This window comes from Asaia astilbis JCM 15831 (genome assembly GCF_000613845.1).
GTDB lineage: Bacteria > Pseudomonadota > Alphaproteobacteria > Acetobacterales > Acetobacteraceae > Asaia > Asaia astilbis.
In genome coordinates this window covers 220,778-244,171 of the sequence record NZ_BAJT01000002.1, presented here as the reverse complement: position 1 = coordinate 244,171, position 23,394 = coordinate 220,778, and the positions used below count along the sequence as shown (strand labels likewise).

Below are 23,394 nucleotides of genomic sequence, written 5' to 3'. Positions count from 1 at the left end.
TCGCCATGACAGCATACGCGCCACTCATCGCGCATGCTGCCAATCCGCCCCCGCTCAAGGCCCAGCCCGTGATGGGCATGAATTGTGTGTTCGACGTATCGAGCCTGCCGCGCTTTACCGGGCGGATCGAGCGCCTGTTGCCCGGGACGCAGGGTGATGCCGTGGGTGCCATTCTGACCGATGGCACCGAGGTAGAGATGCCGCCAGGCCTCGCAGCGCAGGATCACACCTTGCGCGCAGGGGCTGTTCTAGATGTCAGAGGTCTGGCAGCTCCGGGGCTGAGGCTGGTTCGGGCCTTTGCCTTGAGTGATAAAATGGACGTCTGTGCGGCGCCCATGCCTGAGCTTGTGACAGCAGCACCGCCAGCCAGAGCCGAAGGCCATATTGAGCGTCTGCTTCATGATGGTGATGGCGCCCTTAACGGGGCTCTTCTGAACACCGGAACCGTGTTGCGCGTGCCCGCGTCAGGCGCGCGTCCCCGCTTCCTGCGTGTCGGGGCACCGATTTATGCTGAGGGATCGGGGTACCAGACAGCGTTTGGCAATCTCGTGGTTGCCCGCCGGCTTGGGCCGGATCGGCTTCAGGCTGTTCACGTCTCCGACGAACCCTCAGTGCCACGCGGCGCACCGCCAGGTTCGACCGGATACGATCAGATTCAGCCCCCCGGCGGTACGGAATAGTCTGACGCCGCCCTCTGCGTGATTTTGCTCTGCGCAGAGGGCGAGCCACGTCACACGATGTCTGACTCACGCAGGGCGAGTGTCAGGCAGGGCGACAGAGGCAGGATCGGCGCTACTGTTGCCTGAAAAGCGTGATAGAGATCCGCCTTGTCGGGATAGACCTCTTCCGAAACGCGGCCCTCGGCATCGACTTCGTTGAGCCAGCCTCCCTGATCATTATCGATCAGGGCTTCGGCAATGTAATCCCAGACCTTGCGATACCAGCTCTCATAGGCAGGGCTTCCTGTGCGCTTGAGCAGGTTGACGGCAGCCGTGACTGTCTCCGCCTGAACCCAATGTGCTCTGACAGTGACGTGAGGCTTATGGTCCCAGTCGATTGTATAGACCATTCCGGGCTTGCCGTCGGGTGCCCAGCCATAGCGTAAGGCTGAGTCGAGCAGAGCACGGGCGTCCTGGAGCATCCAGCTTGGGGCAATGCCTTCGCGACGCAGGAGGGCGGCCTCGACCTTGAGCGTGAGATGTGCCCATTCGGAAAAGTGACCCGGTGTCATGCCATAGGGACGTAGCGAGTCTGTCGGATTGTCCTTGTTGTAGTCGCGCAGAAGGGTCCAGTTGCGATCGAAATGCTCGGGCATGCAGTGGTCGTGGCTGCCGGCAATTTCATGGACGAAGCGATGAACGATGAGGTGGGCCCTGTTCAGCCATTCATCATTGCCTGTGATGTCGGCCAAAGCCAGACAGGCCTCAGTCGAGTGCATATTGGCGTTCGCACCGCGGTAATCTTCCTCATCGCTCCAGTCCGCGGCAAAGCTCTCGCGCATCACGCCTTCTTCTTCAGACCAGTAGCGTGTCTCCAGAATTTCGGTTGCCAGAGACATCAGCTTTTCACCGCCTTCGACACTGAGCAGCTTGGCCGATGATCCTGCCAGAGCGACGAAGGCGTGAAGATAAGCTTGCTTGCGTGCGCCGGGATCGGAGGCCGCTTCGTACCAGCCACCGTGTTGCTTATCGTGCAGGGGGCCGAGCAGAGCCTTTACGCCGTGATTGACGAGGGGCAGGCAGCCGGGAATGCCTTGCAAGGCGGCCATTGCGAAAGAATGCACCATCGCGCGGTGAGAATGCCATCTGCTTCGGCGTTGGCGGGGAGTTTGCCGTCGCGCCCGAGTGCACCAAATCCCCCCTCCATGCGCGATGCCTGAGCGAAGCGCAGCAGACGACGGCCTTGTGCGGCAAGCCAGTGGCGGTGGGCGGCGCGGCGCACCCAGCTGGTCTCAGGCAGAAGCATGGGCGAGAGAAGATCGTTCATTCTGTCAATCCTGTCATGATAGCATTTCAGACAACACGGAGAGACGGCTACGGTTTCTAAAAGGACTGTCATGGACGATCCGGATACACGGTGATTGCCTCCTTGGGTCAGGCAGTCACAAGAATTCACTATGGGTTTCCGGATATGGAAATTAAGGTAATGGCTGGTGTGCTCCCAAAGTAACGGGCATAAGCTCGTCTCTATTGAGTAAGACCATTGACCGTTAAACCCAGATCAGGATGACCAGAGCAGATATGTCGCCGTCCACACCCACACAGGCCGATATTCAGGATCTCAGCAGTTTTGGCAGGCTTCCACTTGCCGTTGCCCGCAACAAGGGGATCTGGCCTCAGGCACGTTATCGTCATGTTCTGGTGGCCTGCGCGCGTTGGGAGTCCGAGAACATCGCCGAATGGCTGAGCTATCATCGCTCGATCGGGTTCGATCACGTTTATCTGTACTGTAATGACGACGATCCAACTGCGCTTTACGAAGCTGTTCTTCCTTTTGTTCAGGGTAGCGATCCGTTCCTCACGTTTCATCACTATCGTTATCTCGGCGAGCAGCTCCAGATGTATCGCCATTTCCTCAGACATCACGCTCATGAGACCAAATGGCTCATGTTCCTCGATCTGGACGAGTTTGTGTGTCTTCCCGGCAGTAATGACATCAACAGTGTCAGCGAACGCTTCGGCGGGATGTTCGACGCCGTTTATCTCAACTGGTGCGGGTACGGGCATAATGGGCATCACGTGAGGCCCAAGGGCAGCGTCCTGACGAATTATACCAGGCGTGAAGAGGGAGCGTCGCCCTTTACCAAGATCCTTGCCAAGGCGGGTGCAGTTTCCTATCGGCTTTCTTTCGAGAAGCCGCAGGTGGCGTTCCATCACGATCTTCTTGCGCTGGGTGGGCCGGTAAGAGCCTGCAACATGCTCGGTGAGTCCATGGCGGGCTATTACGACAATTTTCCGGACAATGCCTGGGCCTTCCTCAACGCAGAAAGTCGGCGGACCCGTCTGGCTGAAGCCGGATATATCGCCCATTTCAATATTCGGTCGGATGAGGATTTCGATCGTCGTGTGGCGCGCGGCACCAAAGGCGAATTCGGAGCACAGGCGCATTGGGCGGGAAAAAGCGAGGAGGCACGTCAGGCGTATCACGCTGATTTCAACGCCGTCTCCGATCTTTATCTGTGCACATACTGGAATGCGTTGCTGGCCCCGGCATGGCAGTCGACACTGGTCGCCGGGTCGGACTGGGCGCTGCTCTCTGAAGGGAAGCGCGCAACGCAAAGCTCGACATTGCATTCCGGTTCGCGCGACGAGGATGCGTGCCGTGCCGTCTCCGGGCGTCTCACGGGGCGCCCGCAACATCATACCGCTTTGGAGACCAACCCGTGGTGGATGGTCGATCTCGGTGCACTCAGCCACATCCATGAGGTCAAGATTTTCAATCGTCTCGACGGTGTCATGGATCGGCTAAGAGATTTTAAAATCGAAGTCTCCCATGACCGCTTCTTCTGGAAGACAATCGTCGAGTGTACCGGTGCCGACGTCTTTGGAGGTCTTGAGGGGAAACCGTTCAGCTGGCGGGACGAGGCCGGTGTGTTGGCAGATTCGTCCGGCTGACAATCCCCGGGGCCCAGGTCTATCTCCAGACAGATCAGATCGAGATCTTTGGCCGGGTCTTCTCTTTGAAGGAATTCGAGATGCAGCGCCGCCCGGAAACGGCATCGGTGTGATGTGAGGCGCTTATCGGCAGGCTTAACGCTCAGGCGAGCTTGCCGATAGGGGCAGATAGCCTCGTACTGAGGGCCTTGTTATACCATGTCGATAGCAAGCCAGACCGGATCGAGGTATTTCCAGCTTGCCAGTCGCCTCATAGGGCGAGCACGGCGATCCAGTGCATGAGCGCGAAGCCCGATGAGATTATCAGAAGTGAGGCAGAGGCTGTGCCCGTCAGCATCTCACGCTTTGCTCTCAATCCTGATGATTGCAGCCTGACATGTCGTTCGACGAAGGGGGCAATCTCATCCCTACTTGATTGCCGCGAAAAGAGACGGGACGGCCTGGTTGACGATTGCAGCATACATCTGCGTTTTCTTCTGATCTCTGATGTAATCCGGGGTGATCTTTCCTACGATACTCTTCGTTCTTACTGAGGCATACCAATGAACGATATTGGTTTCTGCATATAAGATCTTCTCTGCATCCACGGCAGCATAAGACCGGAAGAGATGTTGAGAGATTTCGGTCGAGATCGGGTAGAAAAACTTCGGCGGATAAACCTTTACTTTGGAGTGAGTGATCGTCTCATGAAGAAGATGCGGTCCAATGGAGTAAGGTTTGACCTGGATTTCCGCAGGAAGGGAAACCATCGCGCGCATGCACTCGCGTATCCAGTCATGACGAGCCGAGGCCCCCATGATTGCGCCATTGAAACCCTGGGGGAACAGGAATTCGATTTTTCGAAACGCTTTCCAGCCATGGGGAACGCACCGACAGACGGTCCTCACGACAGACAAAATTTTGTGTTTCGTCTTCAGAAGGTGAGAGCGAGAGCCTCTCACATGCGGGGGCCAGACGATGATCTCTGAGCCGATAAAAGGATCGTTTTTCAGAAGAGTGAGCAACGGTTTGACGGTAACCGTATCCATGTCCAGATAGATGCCACCATATCTGAACAACAAAGCGTATCGCAGAAGATCCGATTTTGCTGCCGGGGACGCGATCTTCCCGTAGAGATCGCTGAGGCTCAAATCAGGAAGGTCTGCGTCTCTCGCGATCCCGATCAATTCTTCTGTGGGGTCGAACTTCCTCAGCGTAATTCGGGGATCTGAGAGGAGAGTTCTCTTGACCTCGCCTTCTTCCAGAGTGTCTGTGTGGTGAAGAATGATCTCATCAAGGCCGCTATTATCCGCAGCAGAGAGCACCGCAAAAGCATACATCCAAGGGAGTTTGGTACCAATCCAACAAAAATGCGCCTTGGCTGGGATAGACATGCTTGCGGCTTTTCCTATTAAGACTGTTTTCTGACGCGGAAGGACACACGAGTTCATTACGCTGTCAAGTTCGATGACGATAAGTCCTTGTTTAACAGCGTGTTTTCGGTCCTGCTACACAAATGCGACGCAGGACGGGTCTTCAAAGCTGAAGATAACAACCGCCCACCAACTAGAGCTCAGTGATTATACGATTTCAGTCCAATGAAGATGCCGAGGGAGTCTCTCCCCATTCGGTTTTGTGACATGGCCATGAGGTTCGGGTTCAGCATGCTTTGTCCTGCACCTCAGGCGTCACCGCTGACCATTCGGTGATGGCAGAAAAGTCTTCCAGCGATGACCGGTACCTCCTTAATTGTCTTTCTCAAGCTTGCCACGACAAGCGTCTCCATCAACTTCCGGGTCGACGTGACGCAGCCTTTGTATTTTTGACAGAAATCCTTGGCAGGCGCGCGCGGCGGTCCCATCTTGTCAGTAAGATATTGTGTGGACTGCCATAACGGGGTTCGCGCTGTCGCAACCGGCCGCCTTCGGGGGCCTGTGAGCAAGGTGATACGATGAATATTGAGAAATTTACCGAACGGAGCCGCGGATTTCTGCAGGCCGCCTCAACAATTGCGCTTCGTGACTACCATCAGCAACTGACCCCGGAGCATTTGCTCAAAGCCCTGCTGGATGACCCGGAAGGGGCTGCGTCTGGACTAATCCGCGCAGCCGGGGGAGACTCCGAAGCCGTCCGCAAAGCCAACGACGCGGCGTTGAGCCGATTGCCAAAAGTGCAAGGGGGCGGCGCCGGTCAGCCTCAGCCGACGCCGGATCTTGTCCGTACCCTCGATGCAGCAGAGCAGGATGCCCAGCGGGCAGGGGACAGTTTTGTCGCGCAAGACCGTCTTCTCGTCGCGCTGGCTGGAAGCAAAACAGCAGCGGGTCAGGCTTTGAGCGGGGGTAAGGCGGATGCAAATGCGCTTGAACGCGCTGTCGTGCAGCTTCGCAAGGGGCGGGTGGTCGACAGCGCCAATGCCGAAGCAGGCTTTGACGCCCTGAAGAAATACGCCCGTGACGTCACGGCAGTCGCCCAGACTGGTAAGCTCGATCCGGTCATCGGTCGTGACGAAGAAATCCGTCGCGCGATTCAGGTTCTGGCACGACGCACCAAGAACAATCCGGTTCTGATCGGCGAGCCGGGCGTAGGCAAGACGGCTATTGTCGAGGGTCTCGCCTTGCGCATCGTCAACGGGGACGTGCCCGAAGCCCTTCGCAACAAGAAGCTACTCTCTCTCGATATGGGCGCTCTGGTCGCCGGAGCCAAATTTCGCGGTGAATTCGAAGAGCGCCTCAAAGCGGTGCTGAAGGAAATAGAGAGTGCCGAGGGAGAGGTCATCCTTTTCATCGACGAGATGCATACTCTCGTCGGAGCGGGACGCTCGGACGGGGCCATGGATGCGTCGAATCTCATCAAGCCTGAGCTTGCTCGTGGTGTCCTGCACTGCATCGGTGCAACGACGCTGGACGAGTATCGCAAATACATCGAGAAGGACGCGGCCCTTGCCCGGCGTTTCCAGCCAGTCTTCGTTGGTGAGCCGTCGGTCGCTGATACGATTTCGATCCTGCGCGGTATCAAGGAAAAATACGAGCTGCATCACGGCGTTCGGATCACCGATGGCGCCCTTGTAGCTGCAGCCACGCTTTCTAACCGCTACATCACGGATCGCTTTCTGCCGGATAAAGCCATCGATCTGATGGATGAGGCTGCAAGTCGCCTCCGCATGCAGATCGACAGCAAGCCCGAAGCTCTGGATGAACTCGACAGGCGGATTATCCAGCTCAAGATCGAACGTGAAGCCATCCGGAAGGAAGAAGACAGCGCGAGCCGTGAGCGTTTGGTCAAGCTCGAGGTGGAGCTTGCCGATCTTCAGGAGCAATCCGATACAATCGGTGCAGCCTGGCATGCGGAAAAGGATCGTGTTCACGCGGTTCAGAAGCTGAAAGAGCAGCTGGACCAAGCCCGTTCGGAAGTAGAGGTTGCGCAGCGTAAAGGCGATCTCGGCAAGGCCTCCGAGCTCATGTATGCGACGATCCCCAGCCTCGAGCGCAAGATTGAAGAGTCCCAGCAGCAGGAGCAGAAAGAGGCCGATCAGGCAGGGCTGTTCAGCGAAGCGGTAACCGATCAGGGCATTGCCTCGGTGGTCTCGCGCTGGACCGGTGTCCCGGTGGATCGCATGCTCGAAGGCGAGCGCGCCAAGCTGCTGCGCATGGAAGATGCCTTGCGTGAACGGGTCGTAGGGCAGGAGCCTGCACTCAAAGCCGTCTCGAATGCGGTCCGGCGTGCACGCGCCGGCTTGCAGGACCCTAACCGGCCAATCGGATCGTTCCTGTTTCTTGGGCCGACCGGTGTTGGCAAGACGGAGCTTGCAAAAGCGCTCGCGCAGTTCCTGTTCGATGACGACCGCGCCATGCTTCGCGTCGATATGAGCGAGTTCATGGAGAAGCACGCCGTCTCCCGTCTGGTTGGTGCTCCTCCCGGCTATGTCGGGTACGAAGAGGGCGGCGTTCTGACCGAGGCCGTCAGGCGTAGGCCCTATCAGGTCATCTTGTTCGACGAAGTGAGAAGGCGCATGAGGATGTGTTCAATATTCTTCTTCAGGTGCTTGATGACGGCCGACTGACAGACGGGCAGGGTCGTGTTGTCGATTTCCGCAATACGATCATCATTCTGACCTCCAATCTCGGTTCGGAAATTCTGGCCAATCAGCCGGATGGAGAGAGTGCAGCTCTGGTCCATGCGCAGGTCATGCTGTCGTGCGTAATCATTTCCGACCGGAATTTCTAAACCGTCTGGATGAAATCGTTCTGTTCTCGCGCTTGCAGCGCGCCGATATGAATCGCATCGTCTCCATTCAGCTCAAGCGCCTGCGTGAACTTCTCGATGACCGTAAAATCGAGCTGGATATGGATCAGGCTGCCGATGACTGGTTGGCCGATGCGGGATATGACCCGGTCTATGGAGCACGTCCATTGAAGCGGGTCATCCAGCGCAGCCTTCAGAATACGCTGGCCGGGCTGATACTGGATGGTAGCGTTCTGGATGGCAGGACAGTGCGGGTGTCTGCCAATGACAAGGGGCTTGTCATCAATGGCCAGCAGGCCGAACTCGACTGACTCAATTTCTACGCAGGCGACGCCGCCGCCGCCCCGAAACGAAAAACCCCGCCGGATCACTCCGGCGGGGTTTTTTCAAACGTGAAGAAGGCCGGTGTTACGCCTTGCGCCAGTCGCCCCAATCGGTCGAGACGGGTCGACGCGTTGCAGCCGATTCGTAGATCGCCTTGATCAGCTTGATATCCTGCATGCCTTCCTGACCGGTCGCCAGGAGGGGCTTGCCGGTCTTGATCACATCCGGAAGGTGATCCAGCTGAGCAGAGAACTGATTGAGCGCCGGGATCTGGAACATCGGATCTGCCAGACCTGGGTCTCTTCACCTGACGACGCTTCGAAGCGATTATTGTAATAGGCCGTCGCCGGGTTCAGCCCACCCGTGAGCTTTGCTCCCTGAACACCGAAACGAGACGTTCCTGCTGCTGTGAAGGACGAGTTGCCATGAGCCAAAGCGCCGGAGCGATAGCGGAACGTCCAGGAGATGATGTCTTCGACTTCATGAAAAATCGGGTCTGTGCTGGGCGCGCGCACCGCAGTCACCTCGATGGGATCTTCGCCCAGAAGATAGCGCGCACCGTTGACGCCGTAGATCCCGAGATCCATCAGGGATCCGCCGCCTGACAGGTTGCGACGGACGCGCCACTGACCTGAGGGGTCGTCGATGCTCAGAACATCCGTGTTTTCGGTTGTCACCACGCGCAGCTGACCGAACTGGCCGGACCGCAGGGTCTTGATCGCCTTCTGGGTGATCGGGTCGAAGTGGCAGCGATAGCCGATCATGAGCTGCTTGCCCGCGCGACGCGAGGCGTCGAGCATGCGCTGACAATCTTCCACGCTTGTCGCCATGGGCTTTTCGCACATGACATGCTTGCCCGCGCGGAAGGCGCGCTCGGCAAAATCGGCATGGAGCGCGTTCGGCAGGATGATATAGACCGCGTCGATATCCGGGTTGTTCTTGATATTATCGAAATTGTCGTAAGAGTAGATGTTCTTGTCGGGAACATCATACGCCTTGGCGATTTTCTGCGCCTTGACTGGGTCGCCGCTTACCAGGCCGACAAGACGGGCATGCTGACATTCGGCAAAGGCCGGAATGATCTGATTAACCGCATATTTGCCGAGGCCGACAATTGCATAGCCGAAAGCGCGACGGCCGTTCGGCAGAGGGCGGATGTGCTGGGGGGCAGGACGCGGCGCAAGATGATCCGGCGGAACAGTCTGAGCGGACGCGGAACGGGCACCGAGCGCGAGACCCGCAGCGCTTGCCGCCTGAAGGAACTTACGGCGGATCTGAGATCCCGGCACGTCGTGAGTTTCGTTTTCGCTCATCTTGTCTTTCTCTCAGCATTCGTAGTGAAATTCCCGCCGGAGGCGGCTTACTATTCAAAAGCGCGTGATGAGAGAAAGGGTTCGAAGTTTTTCTGCCAGTCGCGTGACAAAGCATATCGCAAAATGACAACGACATTCATCCCGCGTAGTGACCTATCCGCTTATCGTTGAACGTCGCGTTTCGCCGGCAAAGTGTCTTCAGTAACTTGGACAAGATTCTGTAAGGTCGAAATTTTCGAGTGAATAGTCGGCTCTTTATTGGCAGGTAGGTCTCTAGGGGAGGTGTGGTTCACGATGGGGAATACCAGCAGGTGGAGGGGGGGGCTCCCCCCCCTTTTTTTCCGGCAAAGAATTGCCAGTATTCAATGGGCGACGGGTTGAGGCTGGCTCTCGACGGGAGGAGCGTTATTCGCCGAACCGTAAGGTCCTAAGGCCAGGATTTGTATCGCAATCATACGCAATTCGTGGTCGCGGGTCGCTCGCCCAATCGGTAGTGCGCCTCTTCCCGTCGTCCAGCGAGACGAGGCATTTTCAGGCTCAAGCCACCCTCGAGCATGTGTCAGAAACGTTGCGACGTCGATCACCTTAGTCGCATTCGCTGCGAAAAGAGTGATCTCGCCAACTAGAACTCCGAGTGTACGCCGGTCGTCAACAAAGGGCCCGATAGCGTCACTTGGCTTTGCGCTTCGCGAACAGAGATACAAAAGCGTCGTGTCGAACGGTATCTGAAAGACGTAACGATCGCCGCAGACCCGTGAGGGTTTGATTATAGTGCCTTCACCGGTTTCGAGATGAAATGCTGGTCTGCCTGTAGTGGTCACAAGCGAAGGAATTTCAACGTCAGCTTTACAAGCCAGTTCTCTCCAGACTTGTTCGACGAACTCACGAGAGACATTCAGGGGAGCAGCCGACTTTTTCGCACAGTTTTGCGTCATGGCTGAACGCGGCTTGTCCGACTGTTTGGCGAATTCGTCACGGTTTCCTGTGTCCAGATAGCTCTCCGTCATTAAGCCGTCTGCGATGATTACCGAATGAGTTTCGGTCTCCAGATGATAATATCGATATGTTTTTAAGGTTGTATCATGGGTGATGCTCTTGCCGTTGACGAGCATGCGGGCAGGAACGAAGAAGCCACGAACAAACAGACAATGTTCAGGCGTAACAAAAAGGTCCTTATAGGGTCGTCCTTTACCAAAAGCGTCGACCGATATTTTTACAGGGAAGTCGGTGGTGTTGAAACGATTGCTACAGGATGGTGTAACTTCTTTCATTCCGCACCAGACGACTTTTTGGGTTTCTTCACAGCCGTTATGGAAGACAAAGACCTGCTCTCCGGCCTTGATGGACTCTATTCTTCGTTCCCCAAGGGGAGTTCTGATTAACGTTCCCTCAAGGAAGCAAACCGCAAAAATAGTATTTCCCTGACCGTCGTTGATGAGTTCATAGCCTTTGTTTCGAATGCCGGAAATTCTAAGCGAGAGCGAGTTGCCGTCTTCAAGCGTGAATCGAACCGTGTCCGCATCGGGATAAGCGACGCCAACAATGTCGCTGAGATTTACATCCTGAAGGCGGATACGATCAGAAGCCTCGACCTTATTACCTTTGAAGCCGGAAATCAGGACTGTTGGCGTGCCCGATCCGGTCAGGGACAGGAGACCATACTGGCTGGCTTCCGGCATGAAAATTGTGCCTCCAGCGCTCCGATCTATGGTCGCATGGCCGCCGGAATTGAGCTTTGCACGGCCTAGCAGTTTGCCTCCTGATGCAATCTGGAGTGATCCGCCCGAACCTACGGTCATCCTGCCGACCAGCGTCGCGCCCGAATTGATGTTGAGTGTTCCGCCAGCAAACACTGAGCCTCCCGACATCAAGCCGTCTACAGTAACCGTACCCCCGTAACCGCCGGACACGGCGCTGATAAAACCGCCCGTTGAGACATAGGCGTCAGACAAGGTTCCGCCACTTAGAGAGACTGTTCCCCCAGAATCGATTCTGACGTCGGAGGACGAGCCCCGCGGGTAAATGACCTGTTTCGCACCACTATGAACGACCGTATTTCGCGCGAGAGCGGTGCCGCTATCTTCTCTTACATTGATGTAACCGACATCCATTAGTCCGCCGCTCAAAAGCTCAACGTTAGACGTTTCGGCATTTTTGCCAGCAACGCCAATATAGCCACCTTTGACGGTTACATGCTGAGCACTGCCACCATCTAGAACAAGCAGGCGAGCAACTGAGCTCTCCCAAAGCGGGCCGACAGCGCCTGACAGCAACACCTCTGAAGCGTGGCCTCCACTGACTACAGCTATCCCTTTCGCCTCTACCGTTACGTTGGAAGATGATCCTTTCGGGTAAATGACCTGTCGACCGCCAGCGTGTATAACGGTATTTTCAGAGATGGCCGAACCCGTGTGTTCATCGACGTTATTGTAACCGACGTCTTGTAAGCCATCATTCCAAATTTCTGTCCTGATGGAGCGTGCTCCATCGCCCGCCAAAGCGAGGTACCCACCGCTTATGGCAGTAGTCTCTATGAGCCTGCTGTCTCAACGACAATGCGGCCAACTTCATCCTGCCAGGGATGACCATTGCCTGCTATCCGTGCTCCGGAGACATACCCTCCGTCCAATATCGAGGCTGTGCCGTTGTCTTTTACGCTGAATTCAACCGAGCTTGCTCCTGACGAGATGTACCTGCGGCCACCACGATAAATGCTGCCGCCCGACGTGTAGGCATCAGCTTTGAGATGATCGTTGGAGTCTTTGCTGGTGTAGGGATTGAGCATAACCCCACCGCTTTCAACGATTCTCGTTCCCCAGCTGATTTGGTCAACCGTCGTGCCGCCTTTTTTTATATTCCATGTATCCGATTGTGAGACATTATTCTCACTCTCATAATCGGAAGTTGATCCGCTGATAACGGCTCCGGAGCTGACGATGACGGAAGACATTTCTTGTGCCTCTTGAGGTTTTGTTTTTATTCAAGAATCAGCAGAATATCGACAATATTTACGGAGATCGTACTGTGGTACATAGAAGTGGAGTAGTTGTTTATCAATTTACTTGATGACTATTAATTATTTTTACGGATACCAATGTACTGACAGTAAACAGGATATTTTGCTCTTTGATTTACCTGTTTCCTATTAATCGTCCTGCTGTGATATAAAAATTGGTATCACGTAAAAAACCAGAAGATAAATTAAGAATTAACCAAGTGTGGGTAAACCGAATCGAAACATAGAAACATAAAGACACATTTTTGATTGTGTCAGCGCCTTGAGGAACATGGCGGCGATGTTTCATTCTCTGGAATCGGAATCGTAACCATTGGTTGGGAGCACGACACTTGCCCAATTCGGCTTCGCGATCTGTACGGTACCCGGGAGCTGCAGATAGGGTGATTAAGTGCTCGCCCATCCCTCATTTAAACTCGAAAAGGGGCGCTTTCCGCTGGGGCATCTCGCTGCGGTGCCTTGTTTGACGCTTTGATGCACCAACTCGAACGCGCCTGACTACGCGCTCAAGATGTTGCGAAGGCCGTAAGCGCCTCACGTTGGCAAAATGAGGGCAAGTACGATCCTTGATATCATGAGCCGGTTAATGGAGCTCGGGAGCGATCCTCATAGTCCTAACTCTGCCACATCGTGGAGCCTCTTGAGGACGAGGTTTGCCTCAGTTCTGCTCATCCAGTCGGGTGAGACGTCGCGAAAAGCGATCCTGCCTGCGGTATCGATGACATAGACAGCAGGTTTGGGCAGCTCCCATTCTGACGTGCCGTTCAGAGCCTCGGGGTTGCCGCCTTTAGCGATCGAGGCGGATTTTGAGGGCTCATCGAAATGATAGGTGATCCCGAGCGCGCGAGACAGTTCCAAGCCCGGATCTGTTGCCACTGTGAAGGGTAGGGCGTGCGCCACCTGAATCGCGCTGAGGAGTCCCGCTGGTTGCGGTGAGACGGCGATCAGATCGATCCCCCGTCGCGCGAGCTCAGGATAGAGATGATCGCGGTAATAAGGCAGGGCGATATTGCAGGCGGGGCAGCCGGCAAACCTGAAAAAGACCAGAACGACAGGCTTTTGCGCCGTGTCGCGAGGGAGCACGAGGGCATCGCCTGCGAGCGTCTCAAGCGTGGAGGCAGGGAACGCGTCACCCTCTTCAGGGTAACCGTCGAGACGATGCTCCCGAACGAGCGTGGCGCGCTGGTTGACGTTGACTGCCAGCGCCTCAGGAGCCCAGCTGCGACGTCGTTCGTCATCGAGCGCGTCGAACCTCTCCTGCAGGGACAGGATTTTCTGACGTGGTGGTTCAGTGGTTGCAGATAGATCGCCCATGGGTCTTCTCTCCCGAAAACTATGATGATTCCTCCTCGAGCGTGTCAGAGACGGCTTCCTGTCACCACAGAGTTATTCTGAACCGACCCTTTGGTGAAACTCATGAGCGCCCTAATCGTGGGTCTTCCTCGTTTCCTGCACGAGCAGCTCTGCCAGATCGTCAACTGCATCCGCAGCGGCCCGGCGCTTGAGGAGGATCGTTGGCAGTTCGGGCAAGGCAGGCAGGCTGCCCGGAGCCATGATCGGCAATCCTGCGGCTGCCGCATATCCTGTGGTTCTGGCACTCGCGCCGAGACCGCTTCGCAGGGCGGCCCTGAGCCCCGGAAGATGAGGCGTTTCGAGCAGAATACGGTGGTCGCGGCCTGACTCCTTGAGCGTGGTCAGCACAGCATTACGGAACTGGCAGGGGGGTTCGAGGAGAACGAGGGGAACCTCAGCAGCTTCGGCATGAGTATGGCCGCCGAGCCAGATCATCTGGGTTAGTGCCACCTGAATCAATTCGCCGTCGGGCCGCTCGGCATGGCGTCCAAACCCGAGCACAATGTCCAGCTTGCTGCGATCAAAAAGTTCGAGCAGATCGACCGTGCCGCCGACATGCAGACGAAGGCGGGCTCGTGGATGCGCGTGATGGAAGCGGGCCAGCACATCGGCAGAACTGTATCGGCGTAATCCTGTGTCATACCGATATGGATCGGTTCCGGATCGAACCCCTGACCCATTGATTGCACGATCTGGTCATTCAAGGCCAGAAACTGCCGGGCGCGTACCAGAAGATCCTCTCCCGCCGCAGTCAGGGCCAATGCGCGTCCATCACGCCTGAAAAGCTTTTGCTGCAACAGGTCTTCAAGACGCTTCATCTGGAGGCTGAGCGCCGATTGCGTCAGGAAAATCGTCTCTGTCGCCTGAGCCATGGACCCCGCATCGACGATTGCTACGAAAGAGCGAATGAGCTCGGTCGGCATATTGGTTGCCATGCGCCGGGCCTGACGTTGCGGGGCGTGAGAAGGCGCGTCTGCCATAGGTCCTCGTTTAACGATCTAAATTAGTCAATTTAAGATTATTGCGTTGATTGTTTCGGAAACTCAATGTGAAATGCGCTTATCCACGAGATTATATCGTCGAATGCGGAGAAGAATCATGTCGGTTGAGTTCATAGGCTTTGTCGGAAACAGGAATTTCTCCGAAACGATTGCGCCCTCAGGCGCAAGTTTCGACCCCGGCTATGTCGAAGCAGCTGCCAAGATTCATGAAAGTGCCGGTTTTGACCGGGCTCTTTTTGCGCTTCATTCCGATTCACCCGATAGTTTCACCGTTGCGGCTCATGCTGCGGCGATTGCACCAAAGCTCGGCCTTCTCATCGCACATAGACCCGGTTTCATCGCGCCCACGCTTGCGGCCCGTCAGTTTGCGACACTCGATCACCTGTCCGATGGTCGTGTTGCGCCGCATATCATTACCGGGGCCAGTGATGTCGAGTTTCAGGCCGATGGCGATTATACGACCAAGGCCGAGCGCTATGCTCGCACCAAGGAATATCTCGATATCGTCCGCCTTGAATGGGAGTCCAGGCAGCCTTTCGACTATGAGGGGAAATTCTACCGTGTGAATGGCGCGAGATCCCAGATCCTTCCCAAGCGTGAGAGCGGTATTCCGATCTATTTCGGTGGATCTTCAGCGGAGGCGATTGCCGTCGCAGGCAAGCACGCAGATGTTTATGCGCTCTGGGGGGAGAGCTATGCTCAGGTCGCCCAGACGATCGCAAATGTGAGAGCTGCTGCAGCGCCCCATGGACGCTCACCGCGCTTCTCCCTCTCTCTGCGACCGATTATTGCGGATACGGAAGAGGCTGCGTGGGCGAAAGCTGACGATATTCTCGCTCGTGCGCAAAGTCTTCTGGCACGAACCGGCTATGGGCCGGACGATCAGATCCACTCAGAAGGATCGCGTCGCCTTCTGGCGGCAGCCGGATCGGATCATCGCGCCGATAAGCGGCTCTGGACGGGAATTGCGGCGCTCACCGGAGCAAAGGGTAATACAACATCTCTGGTTGGGACGCCGGATCAGGTCGCCGATGCCCTGCTGGACTATCATTGTCTCGGCATTTCCACTTTCCTGATCCGTGGTTTCGATCCACTGCCGGATGCCCTGGCTTATGGTACGGATCTCCTGCCCCGGGTGAGAGAGCTGATCGCACAGGATGAGCGCCGTCAGGCAAGTGAACTTTCCAGCAAGGCTGCCTGACATGGCGGAGAGCCGGAGCCTTCTCGCAGCCGAGTTTCTACCAAGACAGAAACTGCGCATCGTCAACCAGATCGGGGACGTGATTGCCGGGTCTCTGGCGCAGCTCCCGGATGGTCAGATCGAGGCGGCTTCACGCGACGGAGCCCCTTGGCAGGTCGGAGATGCCGAGGTGCTTTTGACGGGTCCTTCTGCCGGATGGCGTGCTGCTCCGGCGCAGCCGCCAGAGGGATGGCCTCACGATTTGCGCTGGGTGCAGATCGCGTCGTCAGGCACGGATGGCTTTCCCGACTGGCTTTTCGATGTGCCGAATGTCACGACCGGTCGTGGGCTCACGGCTGGTGCCATCGCCGAATATGTCTTCGCGGCCATTTTCGACGACCTGAAAAATCTCGCAGCGCGTCAGGCTCATGGTCCCGCGGACTATCGTGCTCCCGACGTTCTGACGCCGCTCGGAACGCTTGAGGGCAAGACGCTCGGTCTTGCCGGGTTCGGCGCGATTGGAGAGGCTGTTGCCAAGCGGGCAATCGCCTTCGGCTCGTGCCTCTGGTTTACCGCCAGAACCCAGAGTCTAATCCCTCGGGCGTACGGTCGGCGTCGACTGTTGCAGAGCTTTTCGCAGCGAGCGACATCGTCGTCCTTGCTCTGCCCCATAATGAAGAGACGCATCATTGCGTGGATCGTCGCACGCTTGAGCAGACCAAGCAGGGGCTCCATCTGATCAATGTCGCACGGGGTGGATTGATCGATCAGAACGCCCTGCGCGATGCGCTCGATACGGGACGTGTGCGCCTCGCAAGCCTCGACGTCACCGATCCCGAACCTCTTCCTTCAGGTCATTGGCTCTACACGCACCCGTCGGTGCGTCTGACGCCTCACATTTCCTGGTCCGGCGGGCGCAGCAAAGAGCGTCTGACGGCCCTGATCGGCACGAATTATCATCGTTATCTCGCAGGGGAACCCCTGCTGAACCAGCAACACAAACGCCGCTGACCCCAGCGTATCGACCCTTTCGGCATTTGGAATTTTTCAATGAGCGCTCTTGCAGAAGATCTGGTTCGTCCAGCCCGTGTTATCCGACTGAACCCGCGTCCCGAGCCCCAAAGCTTTGAGGAGGAGCGGCTTCATCGCAAGCAGCGTCTCGCGGCAACCTTTCGCCTTTTCGGTCGCTACGGCTACGATCAGGGGCTGGCTGGGCATGTCACGGCGCGCGACCCCGAATTTCCGGACCGATTCTGGATCAATCCGCTCGCGGTTCATTTCTCCCAGATCAAGGTGTCCGATCTGCAGCTCGTGGACCATGAAGGGAATATCCTGATCGGGGACAAGCCGATCAATCAGGCAGGATTTACCATTCACTCTGCGATTCACCGTGAGCGCCCCGATGTGATCGCTGCAGCTCATACCCATTCGACCTATGGCAAGGCGTTTTCAACACTGGGGATCGAGCTTGCGCCGCTCACGCAGGATGCCTGCGCATTCTACGAGGATCACGCTGTTTTCGATCCTTTCTCTGGCGTCGTCCTCAATGACGATGAGGGGGATCGCTTGGCCAGAACACTCGGTCAGCGCAAGGCGCTCATCCTGCAGAACCACGGGCTTCTTACCGTCGGAAACACGGTAGAATCTGCCGCCTGGTGGTTCCTCGCCATGGATAACGCGGCCCAGACCCAGCTTTTGGCGCAGGCGGCTGGAACAACCCGTCCGATCGCGCATGATGTTGCCAAACTCACGGCCAGTCAGGTCGGAACCGAGCAGGGGGGGTATTATTCCTTTCAGCCTCTGTGGGACTGGATCACTGCCGCAGAACCCGAGTTGCTGGAGTAGTGCGTTCATGACTGACATCGCGCCATTGCGCGTCTTCGTTCAGAGCCTGACCGCTGTGCTCGATCGCACGGAGGATCAGGAAACCGTCCTTGAAGAAGGAGGCCGGCTTCTCAAGGAGCTGATCTCCGGAGATGACTGGCTCCCCGATTGTTTCGCGAAGCCGAACCCCGAGCGCTACAGCCAGTATCTGCTGCATGCCGACCCTTATGGACGATTTTCGGTCGTGAGCTTTGTCTGGGGACCCGGACAGACCACCCCTTTGCACGATCACCGTGTGTGGGGCCTCATCGGGATCCTTCGGGGCAAGGAGCGCGAAGAGCGCTTTACGCGCTCTGAGGGAGGTGGCTTCCGACTGGAGGAAGAGGAGGTCCTCGGGGTCGGGCATGTCGGGCCCTTGCGGCCCGGTGACGCAGATTATCACCGCGTCTCCAATGCCCTCGACGACGCCCCTTCGGTGTCGATCCATGTCTATGGCGCCAATATCGGCGCGGTGACACGCGCGACCTACGACATCGAAACCGGGGAGGAAAAGCAATTCATCTCCGGCTATTCGTCCGATGTTGTGCCAATCTGTGGGATCTTACGAAATGACACGAACCACGACTTCTGAAGCCGTCCGTGCTGCGCTGCGCGAAGGGCGGGAGATCGCCCTGATCGATCTGCGGGAAGAAGGACCTTTTTCTCGCGCGCATCCGCTATTTGCGGTCAATATCCCTCTGAGCCGTCTCGATCTGTATATCGGCGCTTTGATTCCCCGCGGAAACGCGCCGATCGTCGTGTATGATGATGGCGAGGGATATGCGTCACGTGCCTTGCCCTTGCTGGCAGCACTTGGTTATGGTGATGTTTCGGTCCTCGAAGGCGGACTGGAAGGCTGGCGTGCGAGCGGCGGCGAGATTTTCATCGACGTTAATGTGCCCTCCAAGGCGTTCGGTGAGCTGGTCGAGCATGAGCGCCAGACGCCCTCGCTCCCTGCTGAGGAGCTGGAGAGGCGGATTGCAGCGGGTGAGAATATTGTCATTCTCGATGCGAGGCGGTTCAGCGAATATGAGGTGATGTCCATCCCGCAAGGCCGCAGCGTACCGGGTGGCGATTTGGCCTACCGTGCGCGTGATAACGCGCCGTCTCCTGACACGACGATCGTGGTGAATTGCGCCGGACGCACGCGCTCTATCATCGGTGCACAATCGCTGGTCAACGCAGCACTTCCTAATCCTGTTTATGCGCTGCGTAACGGAACGATTGGCTGGACGCTCGCTGGCTTCGATGTGGCGCGGGGGCAGTTGGCGGAGGGAGCCAAGGCAAGCTCAGAGAACGCAGCGCTCGCCAAAAATCGGGCGATCCAGCTTGCCGAGGCTTCTGGCGTCAGAAGCCTGACAAGTGCCGAATTTCTGGCGCTTCAGGCGGACCCTGAGCGCACGCTTTATCGTCTCGATGTGCGTCTGCCAGAAGAATTCGCTGCAGGGCATCTGAGCGGTTTTCGCTCGGCGCCCGGCGGTCAGCTGATTCAGGCGACGGAAGAATGGATTGCCGTGCGGCATGGCACCATCGTGTTGACCGATGATGACGGCGTCAGAGCGCGTATGGCTGGCCATTGGCTGCGTCAACTCGGCTGGAACGAGGTCTATATCCTGCCTGAGTGGGATGATCTGGCTCGGGAGACCGGCTCGGAACAGGATCGTCTCCCTCCGAACTCACCGAGCGTCCGGTTGATTTCGCCTAAGGATCTCGCCGGATCGGGCGGCAAGCGTCTCATCGTTGATCTTGCTCCGTCTCCGATCCATCGCAAGGGCCATGTCGAGGGCGCGGTCTTCGCCAGCCGCGCCGAGCTGGCGACGCAGCTCAGGGCGAGGGAGGTCAGGGAAGTTGTGCTGACCTCTCCCGACGGACGTCTTGCCGCATTGGCGGCTCCTGAACTTGCAGTTGCTGGTATTGCTGTGCAGGTGCTCGAGGGGGGCACGGACGCATGGCGGCAACAGGGCCTTCCGCTTGCCTCGGGCCTTGAGGAGGGAGCGGCTCTTACCTCGACCGATGACGTCTATAAGCGCCCCTATGAAGGCACCGACAACGCAGCTGCTGCCATGCAAGCTTACCTCGATTGGGAATTCGGCCTCATCGCGCAGCTGGAGCGCGATGGCACGCATAATTTCCGCGTGCTCGGTCCTGTTTGACCGGGCTACCTCAAAGCCTTCAGGATCCGGGACGACGCTGGGAACAGCAGAGAAAAGTCCCCCCGGGACCAGAGGTCTGAGGTCCCGGGAGGTTTCGAGTTTGTTTTGCCTCGACCTGTAGCGGAGGTTTTTCGAGCGACACGTTATCGCTCTGCGAGGCGTCTTCTTCTTCGTCTAAATGCTCCGAAACAAGGCACGTGAAAAACCCCAATCTCGGGGTCAACTGTCAGATGTTGTCAGCGGATCGTCTGTAACAATACGGCTTAGTGGATGTTCACCGGTAGACATTCAAACCAATGCAGCGTGAACCCTCTCTACGGGATGTGTGGTCGATAGTGTGCCGGACGCTGAGTCTGCCGCAAGCCGCAAATGGTATCGAACATCCGGATCAGCTCAAGGCAATTATCAGGTAGCCGAATGCATGTGATTGTTGATGCATCTTCTTAAGAGCTGCCCCGATGCTGCTCTTAAGAAGATGCACGACGGTCGTCTCACGAGCCCAGGCGATAGTCTCGAGATAGCAAAATGTCTGTCCTCGGAAGCTGTGAGGTCAAAGTGCAGCGCCGATGTCATGGTGAAGGAGGGTGCCCCGTCTCGGCTTGGGTGAGTTGAGGACATGAATGCGTAAGCGGTAAAAGACCCTGTCTCTCACCGCGTTTGGAACTCAGATGGTCTGAGCCTTGCTGCTTCTCATCACAAGCGAGGCGAAAATGCGCGTCCCCCAGAATACGAACAATGCCTGGGCAATGATAGCAAGGTTGTCGGACAGGTTGCCCAAGCCGCCGAAAGGCAGCGCGTTGAGCAGGAGTGAGAGCGCCCAGACAGCAATCATCGAGGCGAAAAGAGTGCGTTTTTTCGTCATGGGCTGGTCCGATACATCACCGCAAAATGATTCGATATCGGAATTACAAACTGTAAACATGAATTTACAAAACGTGGCATTGTTGTGTCTTTTACAATCAAGGCGCGCTTGTACCAAACGCCGGTTTTCGGTTCGGTACATGGCGATGGCTGGTCGTCAGATCTGGCTTTGACGCCCCCTGTAGAGGTTGTTTGGGCACGAAGCCGTTCCGTCTGTCTTCAGTGCACCTGCCGGAGCGTAAGCGCCCGGGCAGGTGCGGACGTCATGAATTCAGCAGATTGTTCAGGACTGGTGAAAACACAGCGGCCAGGTTCGGGTTGAGCGGCAGAACACCGGCCGCTCCCAGCGTTGCGGCGACCTCTGAGGCAGTTTCGATATCCGACTGCCTCCAGGGGCGGGTGTGATAGGGCCGGTTCATGTGATTCAGATAAGACAGGACGAGTGGTTCAGGGACATGCACATCAGGCGCAACGGCGCGTGCCCAGAGAGGCTTGTCTGCGTCGAGTATGCTATAGGCCTTGCCGATACGGTTGATGTAGTCGGCTGCAGCTTCCCTGAAGATGGGGTCAGGAAGACGCTTGGGGTTGATCCCGATAAAGTAATGCCCTGAGAGAATGTTTTCGGCGCTTTCAAGCGTGCGGGCGCTTGAATCGGCTTCAAGAATTTCGATCGCATATCCGTAGGTCGCCCAGGCATCCAGACTACCGGATTTCAGCGCAGTCAGACCCTCACTCATGCCTAGAGCAACTGGATGATGTCGCTGAAAGACAGGTTATGCGCCTTCAGCATCTTGAGCAGGAAATACTGCGTTGTGGTCGAGCGAATATAACCGACACGCTTGCCGCGCAGATCGGCGATGCTTTTGGCAGTCGAGCGCGTCGGCACAAGAACCGCCTGATTGGTCGTGGGACCGTCCAGCGTTGCGGCGATGGCAACGCGGGCGCCGCTGGCGGCGGCGAAGACCATCGGAATTTCGCTCCATGCACCGAGGTCGATGGCATCGGCGTCGATGGCGCGTGCGATCAGATTGCCGGAATTGAACTCGCTGTACTCAACCTTATAGGGAAAATGATCGAGGCCTGTTGCTTTGAGGATCGGCTGATCGACGCCACGAAAAGCGGCAACGCGCAACGTAACCCCGGAAAGATCGGCGCTGCGCGCCTGATGGGGAAGCGTCATGGCGGCGACAGGGAGCGATGCCAGAAGGCTGCGACGGGTCAAATTCATGCGGAAAACTCCTCTGTCAGGGCTGCGCGTCCTGCGGCGGAGAGCGCTATGTCGGCCTGGGGGGTGTGAATGCGGGCGCAGAGAACGTTGCGATAATGGCGCTCCAGCGGGTTGTCCCGGCTCAAAGCGGGGTTTCCGATGGCCGATACGGCGCGTTCGACCGCCTTGATGGCGTTTTCGGTCACGATCTGCTTGACCAGATTGGCCTGTGTCGCGTTCGCTTCGCGGCGCTCCTGCTGGGTAATCTGGTGCTCGATCAGTGCCTCATTGGACAAAAGCAGGGCCTCGATTTCGCCGGCAATCTCGTGAAAGCGGGGCAGGGAGGCGAGGGGCTGTCCCAGATTGGCCGGTACGCGGTCTTTCAAGAAGCTGAGGAACCAGTCACGCGCCGCGCGCGCCACGCCATCGTAGAGCGCCGCGATCAGCACCCCATGCCACGCCATGAGATCGTCGCCATGGCCTTTCCAGTCAGCGGGAAGGCGCATATCGACGACATGGTCATCGGCAATCGGGACATTGCTGAACGTCACGGTATGGCTGCCTGTGGCGCGCATACCGAGATGGTTCCAGCTGGCATCGATGCTGACGCCTTCCTGATCGAGAGGAACGAGGACATAGCCGATACGGGGTGCTTCTTCATTCGTCGCAGCCCAGACCAGTCCCCAGCGCAGGGCGATCGACCCGGTCGAATAGATCTTGCTCCCGTTCAGACGCCAGCCCGTTTCTTCTCGACTGAGCGTGGTGGCCGGAACGCCACCACGGGCGGGCGTACCCAGAGCCGGTTCCACGCGCAGGGCATTGATCAGCGCGCCCGATTTGACGGCCTCTTCGGAGACAAGTTTGAGTGTGGCTTCAGGCCAGGGAGACGCTGCTGCTCCGGCATGTTGCAGATACTGCATCGACACGATCAGTGCCGTTGAGGGATCGCCCTTGGCGATGGCAGCAATAACCTTGGTGACCTCACGTAGTCCTGCGCCCGCGCCCCCGAATTCAGGTCGCACTGTCAAAGCGAGGAGGCCGGCCTCACGCAGATCGGCCAGATTGGCCGTGCAGATCTCGCCTGACGCATCATGAGCGCCAGCGCGCTTGGCGAAGGTCGCGACCAGTCGGTCGAGCGTGGGGGCGGGCACCGTCATCCGTCTTTTCTCCTTTATCGGGCCTTTTTACGATCCACCTCCCTCAAGGGATAATGAGGAACGATCATGGATCATATTTCACTATTGAATGCAGTTGTTTGTTGAAATATACAATCGTTGCGAAATAAATA

At 57.1% G+C, this 23,394-nt stretch carries 20 protein-coding genes and 2 pseudogenes; 8 read left to right on the top strand and 14 right to left on the bottom strand.

Going from position 1 to position 23,394, the window contains the following annotated elements:
• Positions 1–5: 5 nt before the first annotated feature.
• Positions 6–680 (top strand): hypothetical protein, encoded by a 675-nt coding sequence (locus tag JCM15831_RS02515; protein ID WP_025822491.1) that lies wholly within the window; start codon positions 6–8, stop codon positions 678–680.
• Between the two features lie 50 nt (positions 681–730).
• Here JCM15831_RS02515 and JCM15831_RS16050 read toward each other — a convergent pair whose 3' ends face one another.
• The gene (locus JCM15831_RS16050; protein WP_373277599.1) at positions 731–1,786 is read right to left on the bottom strand and encodes an AGE family epimerase/isomerase; all 1,056 of its coding nucleotides are present in this window, start codon (positions 1,784–1,786) and stop codon (positions 731–733) included.
• On the bottom strand, positions 1,714–1,986 hold the full coding sequence (locus tag JCM15831_RS23565; protein WP_306301803.1) for a hypothetical protein: 273 nt from the start codon (positions 1,984–1,986) through the stop codon (positions 1,714–1,716). Before JCM15831_RS23565 ends, JCM15831_RS16050 begins: the two co-directional genes overlap by 73 nt.
• Positions 1,987–2,240: 254 nt before the next feature.
• Here JCM15831_RS23565 and JCM15831_RS16045 point away from each other — a divergent pair, with 254 nt between their 5' ends.
• A complete protein-coding gene (locus JCM15831_RS16045) occupies positions 2,241–3,614 on the top strand; it encodes a glycosyltransferase family 2 protein (protein ID WP_051528261.1) in 1,374 nt (457 codons plus the stop codon).
• A gap of 407 nt (positions 3,615–4,021) precedes the next feature.
• On the opposite strand, the gene JCM15831_RS02495 is transcribed toward JCM15831_RS16045, so the two are convergent.
• Positions 4,022–4,987, bottom strand: coding sequence for a glycosyltransferase (locus tag JCM15831_RS02495; RefSeq protein ID WP_025822489.1), 966 nt, complete (start codon positions 4,985–4,987; stop codon positions 4,022–4,024).
• Positions 4,988–5,544: 557 nt separating this feature from the next.
• Here JCM15831_RS02495 and clpB point away from each other — a divergent pair.
• A pseudogene (gene clpB, locus JCM15831_RS16040) lies at positions 5,545–8,146 on the top strand (ATP-dependent chaperone ClpB).
• A 97-nt stretch (positions 8,147–8,243) separates the two neighbouring features.
• Here the strand turns inward: clpB and JCM15831_RS23210 are convergent.
• The 7 genes from JCM15831_RS23210 to JCM15831_RS22265 form a co-directional block, all read right to left on the bottom strand.
• Positions 8,244–8,381, bottom strand: coding sequence for a Gfo/Idh/MocA family oxidoreductase (locus JCM15831_RS23210; protein ID WP_156938708.1), 138 nt, complete (start codon positions 8,379–8,381; stop codon positions 8,244–8,246).
• Positions 8,378–9,472 (bottom strand): Gfo/Idh/MocA family protein, encoded by a 1,095-nt coding sequence (locus JCM15831_RS16035; protein WP_051528259.1) that lies wholly within the window; start codon positions 9,470–9,472, stop codon positions 8,378–8,380. Before JCM15831_RS16035 ends, JCM15831_RS23210 begins: the two co-directional genes overlap by 4 nt.
• A gap of 362 nt (positions 9,473–9,834) precedes the next feature.
• The gene (locus JCM15831_RS02475; RefSeq protein ID WP_156938707.1) at positions 9,835–11,970 is read right to left on the bottom strand and encodes a Hint domain-containing protein; all 2,136 of its coding nucleotides are present in this window, start codon (positions 11,968–11,970) and stop codon (positions 9,835–9,837) included.
• 32 nt (positions 11,971–12,002) lie between these two features.
• On the bottom strand, positions 12,003–12,422 hold the full coding sequence (locus tag JCM15831_RS02470) for a hypothetical protein (protein WP_025822485.1): 420 nt from the start codon (positions 12,420–12,422) through the stop codon (positions 12,003–12,005).
• A 672-nt stretch (positions 12,423–13,094) separates the two neighbouring features.
• Positions 13,095–13,802 (bottom strand): peroxiredoxin-like family protein, encoded by a 708-nt coding sequence (locus JCM15831_RS02465; RefSeq protein ID WP_025822484.1) that lies wholly within the window; start codon positions 13,800–13,802, stop codon positions 13,095–13,097.
• A 111-nt stretch (positions 13,803–13,913) separates the two neighbouring features.
• On the bottom strand, positions 13,914–14,402 hold the full coding sequence (locus tag JCM15831_RS22270; protein ID WP_232227958.1) for a LysR substrate-binding domain-containing protein: 489 nt from the start codon (positions 14,400–14,402) through the stop codon (positions 13,914–13,916).
• Positions 14,297–14,821, bottom strand: a complete 525-nt coding sequence (locus tag JCM15831_RS22265) for a LysR family transcriptional regulator (RefSeq protein ID WP_232227948.1) — start codon at positions 14,819–14,821, stop codon at positions 14,297–14,299. Before JCM15831_RS22265 ends, JCM15831_RS22270 begins: the two co-directional genes overlap by 106 nt.
• A 118-nt stretch (positions 14,822–14,939) precedes the next feature.
• On the opposite strand from JCM15831_RS22265, the gene JCM15831_RS02455 reads away from it, so the two are divergent.
• From JCM15831_RS02455 to JCM15831_RS02435, 5 genes and pseudogenes are all read left to right on the top strand, one after another.
• A complete protein-coding gene (locus JCM15831_RS02455) occupies positions 14,940–16,043 on the top strand; it encodes an LLM class flavin-dependent oxidoreductase (RefSeq protein WP_025822483.1) in 1,104 nt (367 codons plus the stop codon).
• Positions 16,000–17,033: pseudogene (locus JCM15831_RS22260) on the top strand (NAD(P)-dependent oxidoreductase). Before JCM15831_RS02455 ends, JCM15831_RS22260 begins: the two are co-directional and overlap by 44 nt.
• A gap of 39 nt (positions 17,034–17,072) precedes the next feature.
• Positions 17,073–17,867, top strand: a complete 795-nt coding sequence (locus JCM15831_RS02445) for a class II aldolase/adducin family protein (RefSeq protein WP_025822482.1) — start codon at positions 17,073–17,075, stop codon at positions 17,865–17,867.
• 7 nt (positions 17,868–17,874) lie between these two features.
• Entirely contained in the window at positions 17,875–18,477 is a 603-nt protein-coding gene (locus tag JCM15831_RS02440) for a cysteine dioxygenase family protein (RefSeq protein WP_025822480.1), read from the top strand.
• Complete coding sequence (locus tag JCM15831_RS02435; RefSeq protein WP_025822478.1) at positions 18,455–20,038, top strand: rhodanese-like domain-containing protein; 1,584 nt, start codon at positions 18,455–18,457, stop codon at positions 20,036–20,038. Before JCM15831_RS02440 ends, JCM15831_RS02435 begins: the two co-directional genes overlap by 23 nt.
• Before the next feature lie 664 nt (positions 20,039–20,702).
• On the opposite strand, the gene JCM15831_RS16020 is transcribed toward JCM15831_RS02435, so the two are convergent.
• From JCM15831_RS16020 to JCM15831_RS02420, 4 genes are all read right to left on the bottom strand, one after another.
• Positions 20,703–20,900, bottom strand: a complete 198-nt coding sequence (locus tag JCM15831_RS16020) for a hypothetical protein (RefSeq protein ID WP_025822477.1) — start codon at positions 20,898–20,900, stop codon at positions 20,703–20,705.
• A gap of 262 nt (positions 20,901–21,162) precedes the next feature.
• A complete protein-coding gene (locus tag JCM15831_RS22255) occupies positions 21,163–21,636 on the bottom strand; it encodes a type 2 periplasmic-binding domain-containing protein (RefSeq protein ID WP_051528256.1) in 474 nt (157 codons plus the stop codon).
• Positions 21,637–21,638: 2 nt separating this feature from the next.
• Entirely contained in the window at positions 21,639–22,127 is a 489-nt protein-coding gene (locus JCM15831_RS22250; protein WP_051528255.1) for an ABC transporter substrate-binding protein, read from the bottom strand.
• On the bottom strand, positions 22,124–23,263 hold the full coding sequence (locus tag JCM15831_RS02420; protein ID WP_025822474.1) for an acyl-CoA dehydrogenase family protein: 1,140 nt from the start codon (positions 23,261–23,263) through the stop codon (positions 22,124–22,126). The genes JCM15831_RS22250 and JCM15831_RS02420 overlap by 4 nt, the downstream gene beginning before the upstream one ends.
• Positions 23,264–23,394 lie beyond the last annotated feature (131 nt).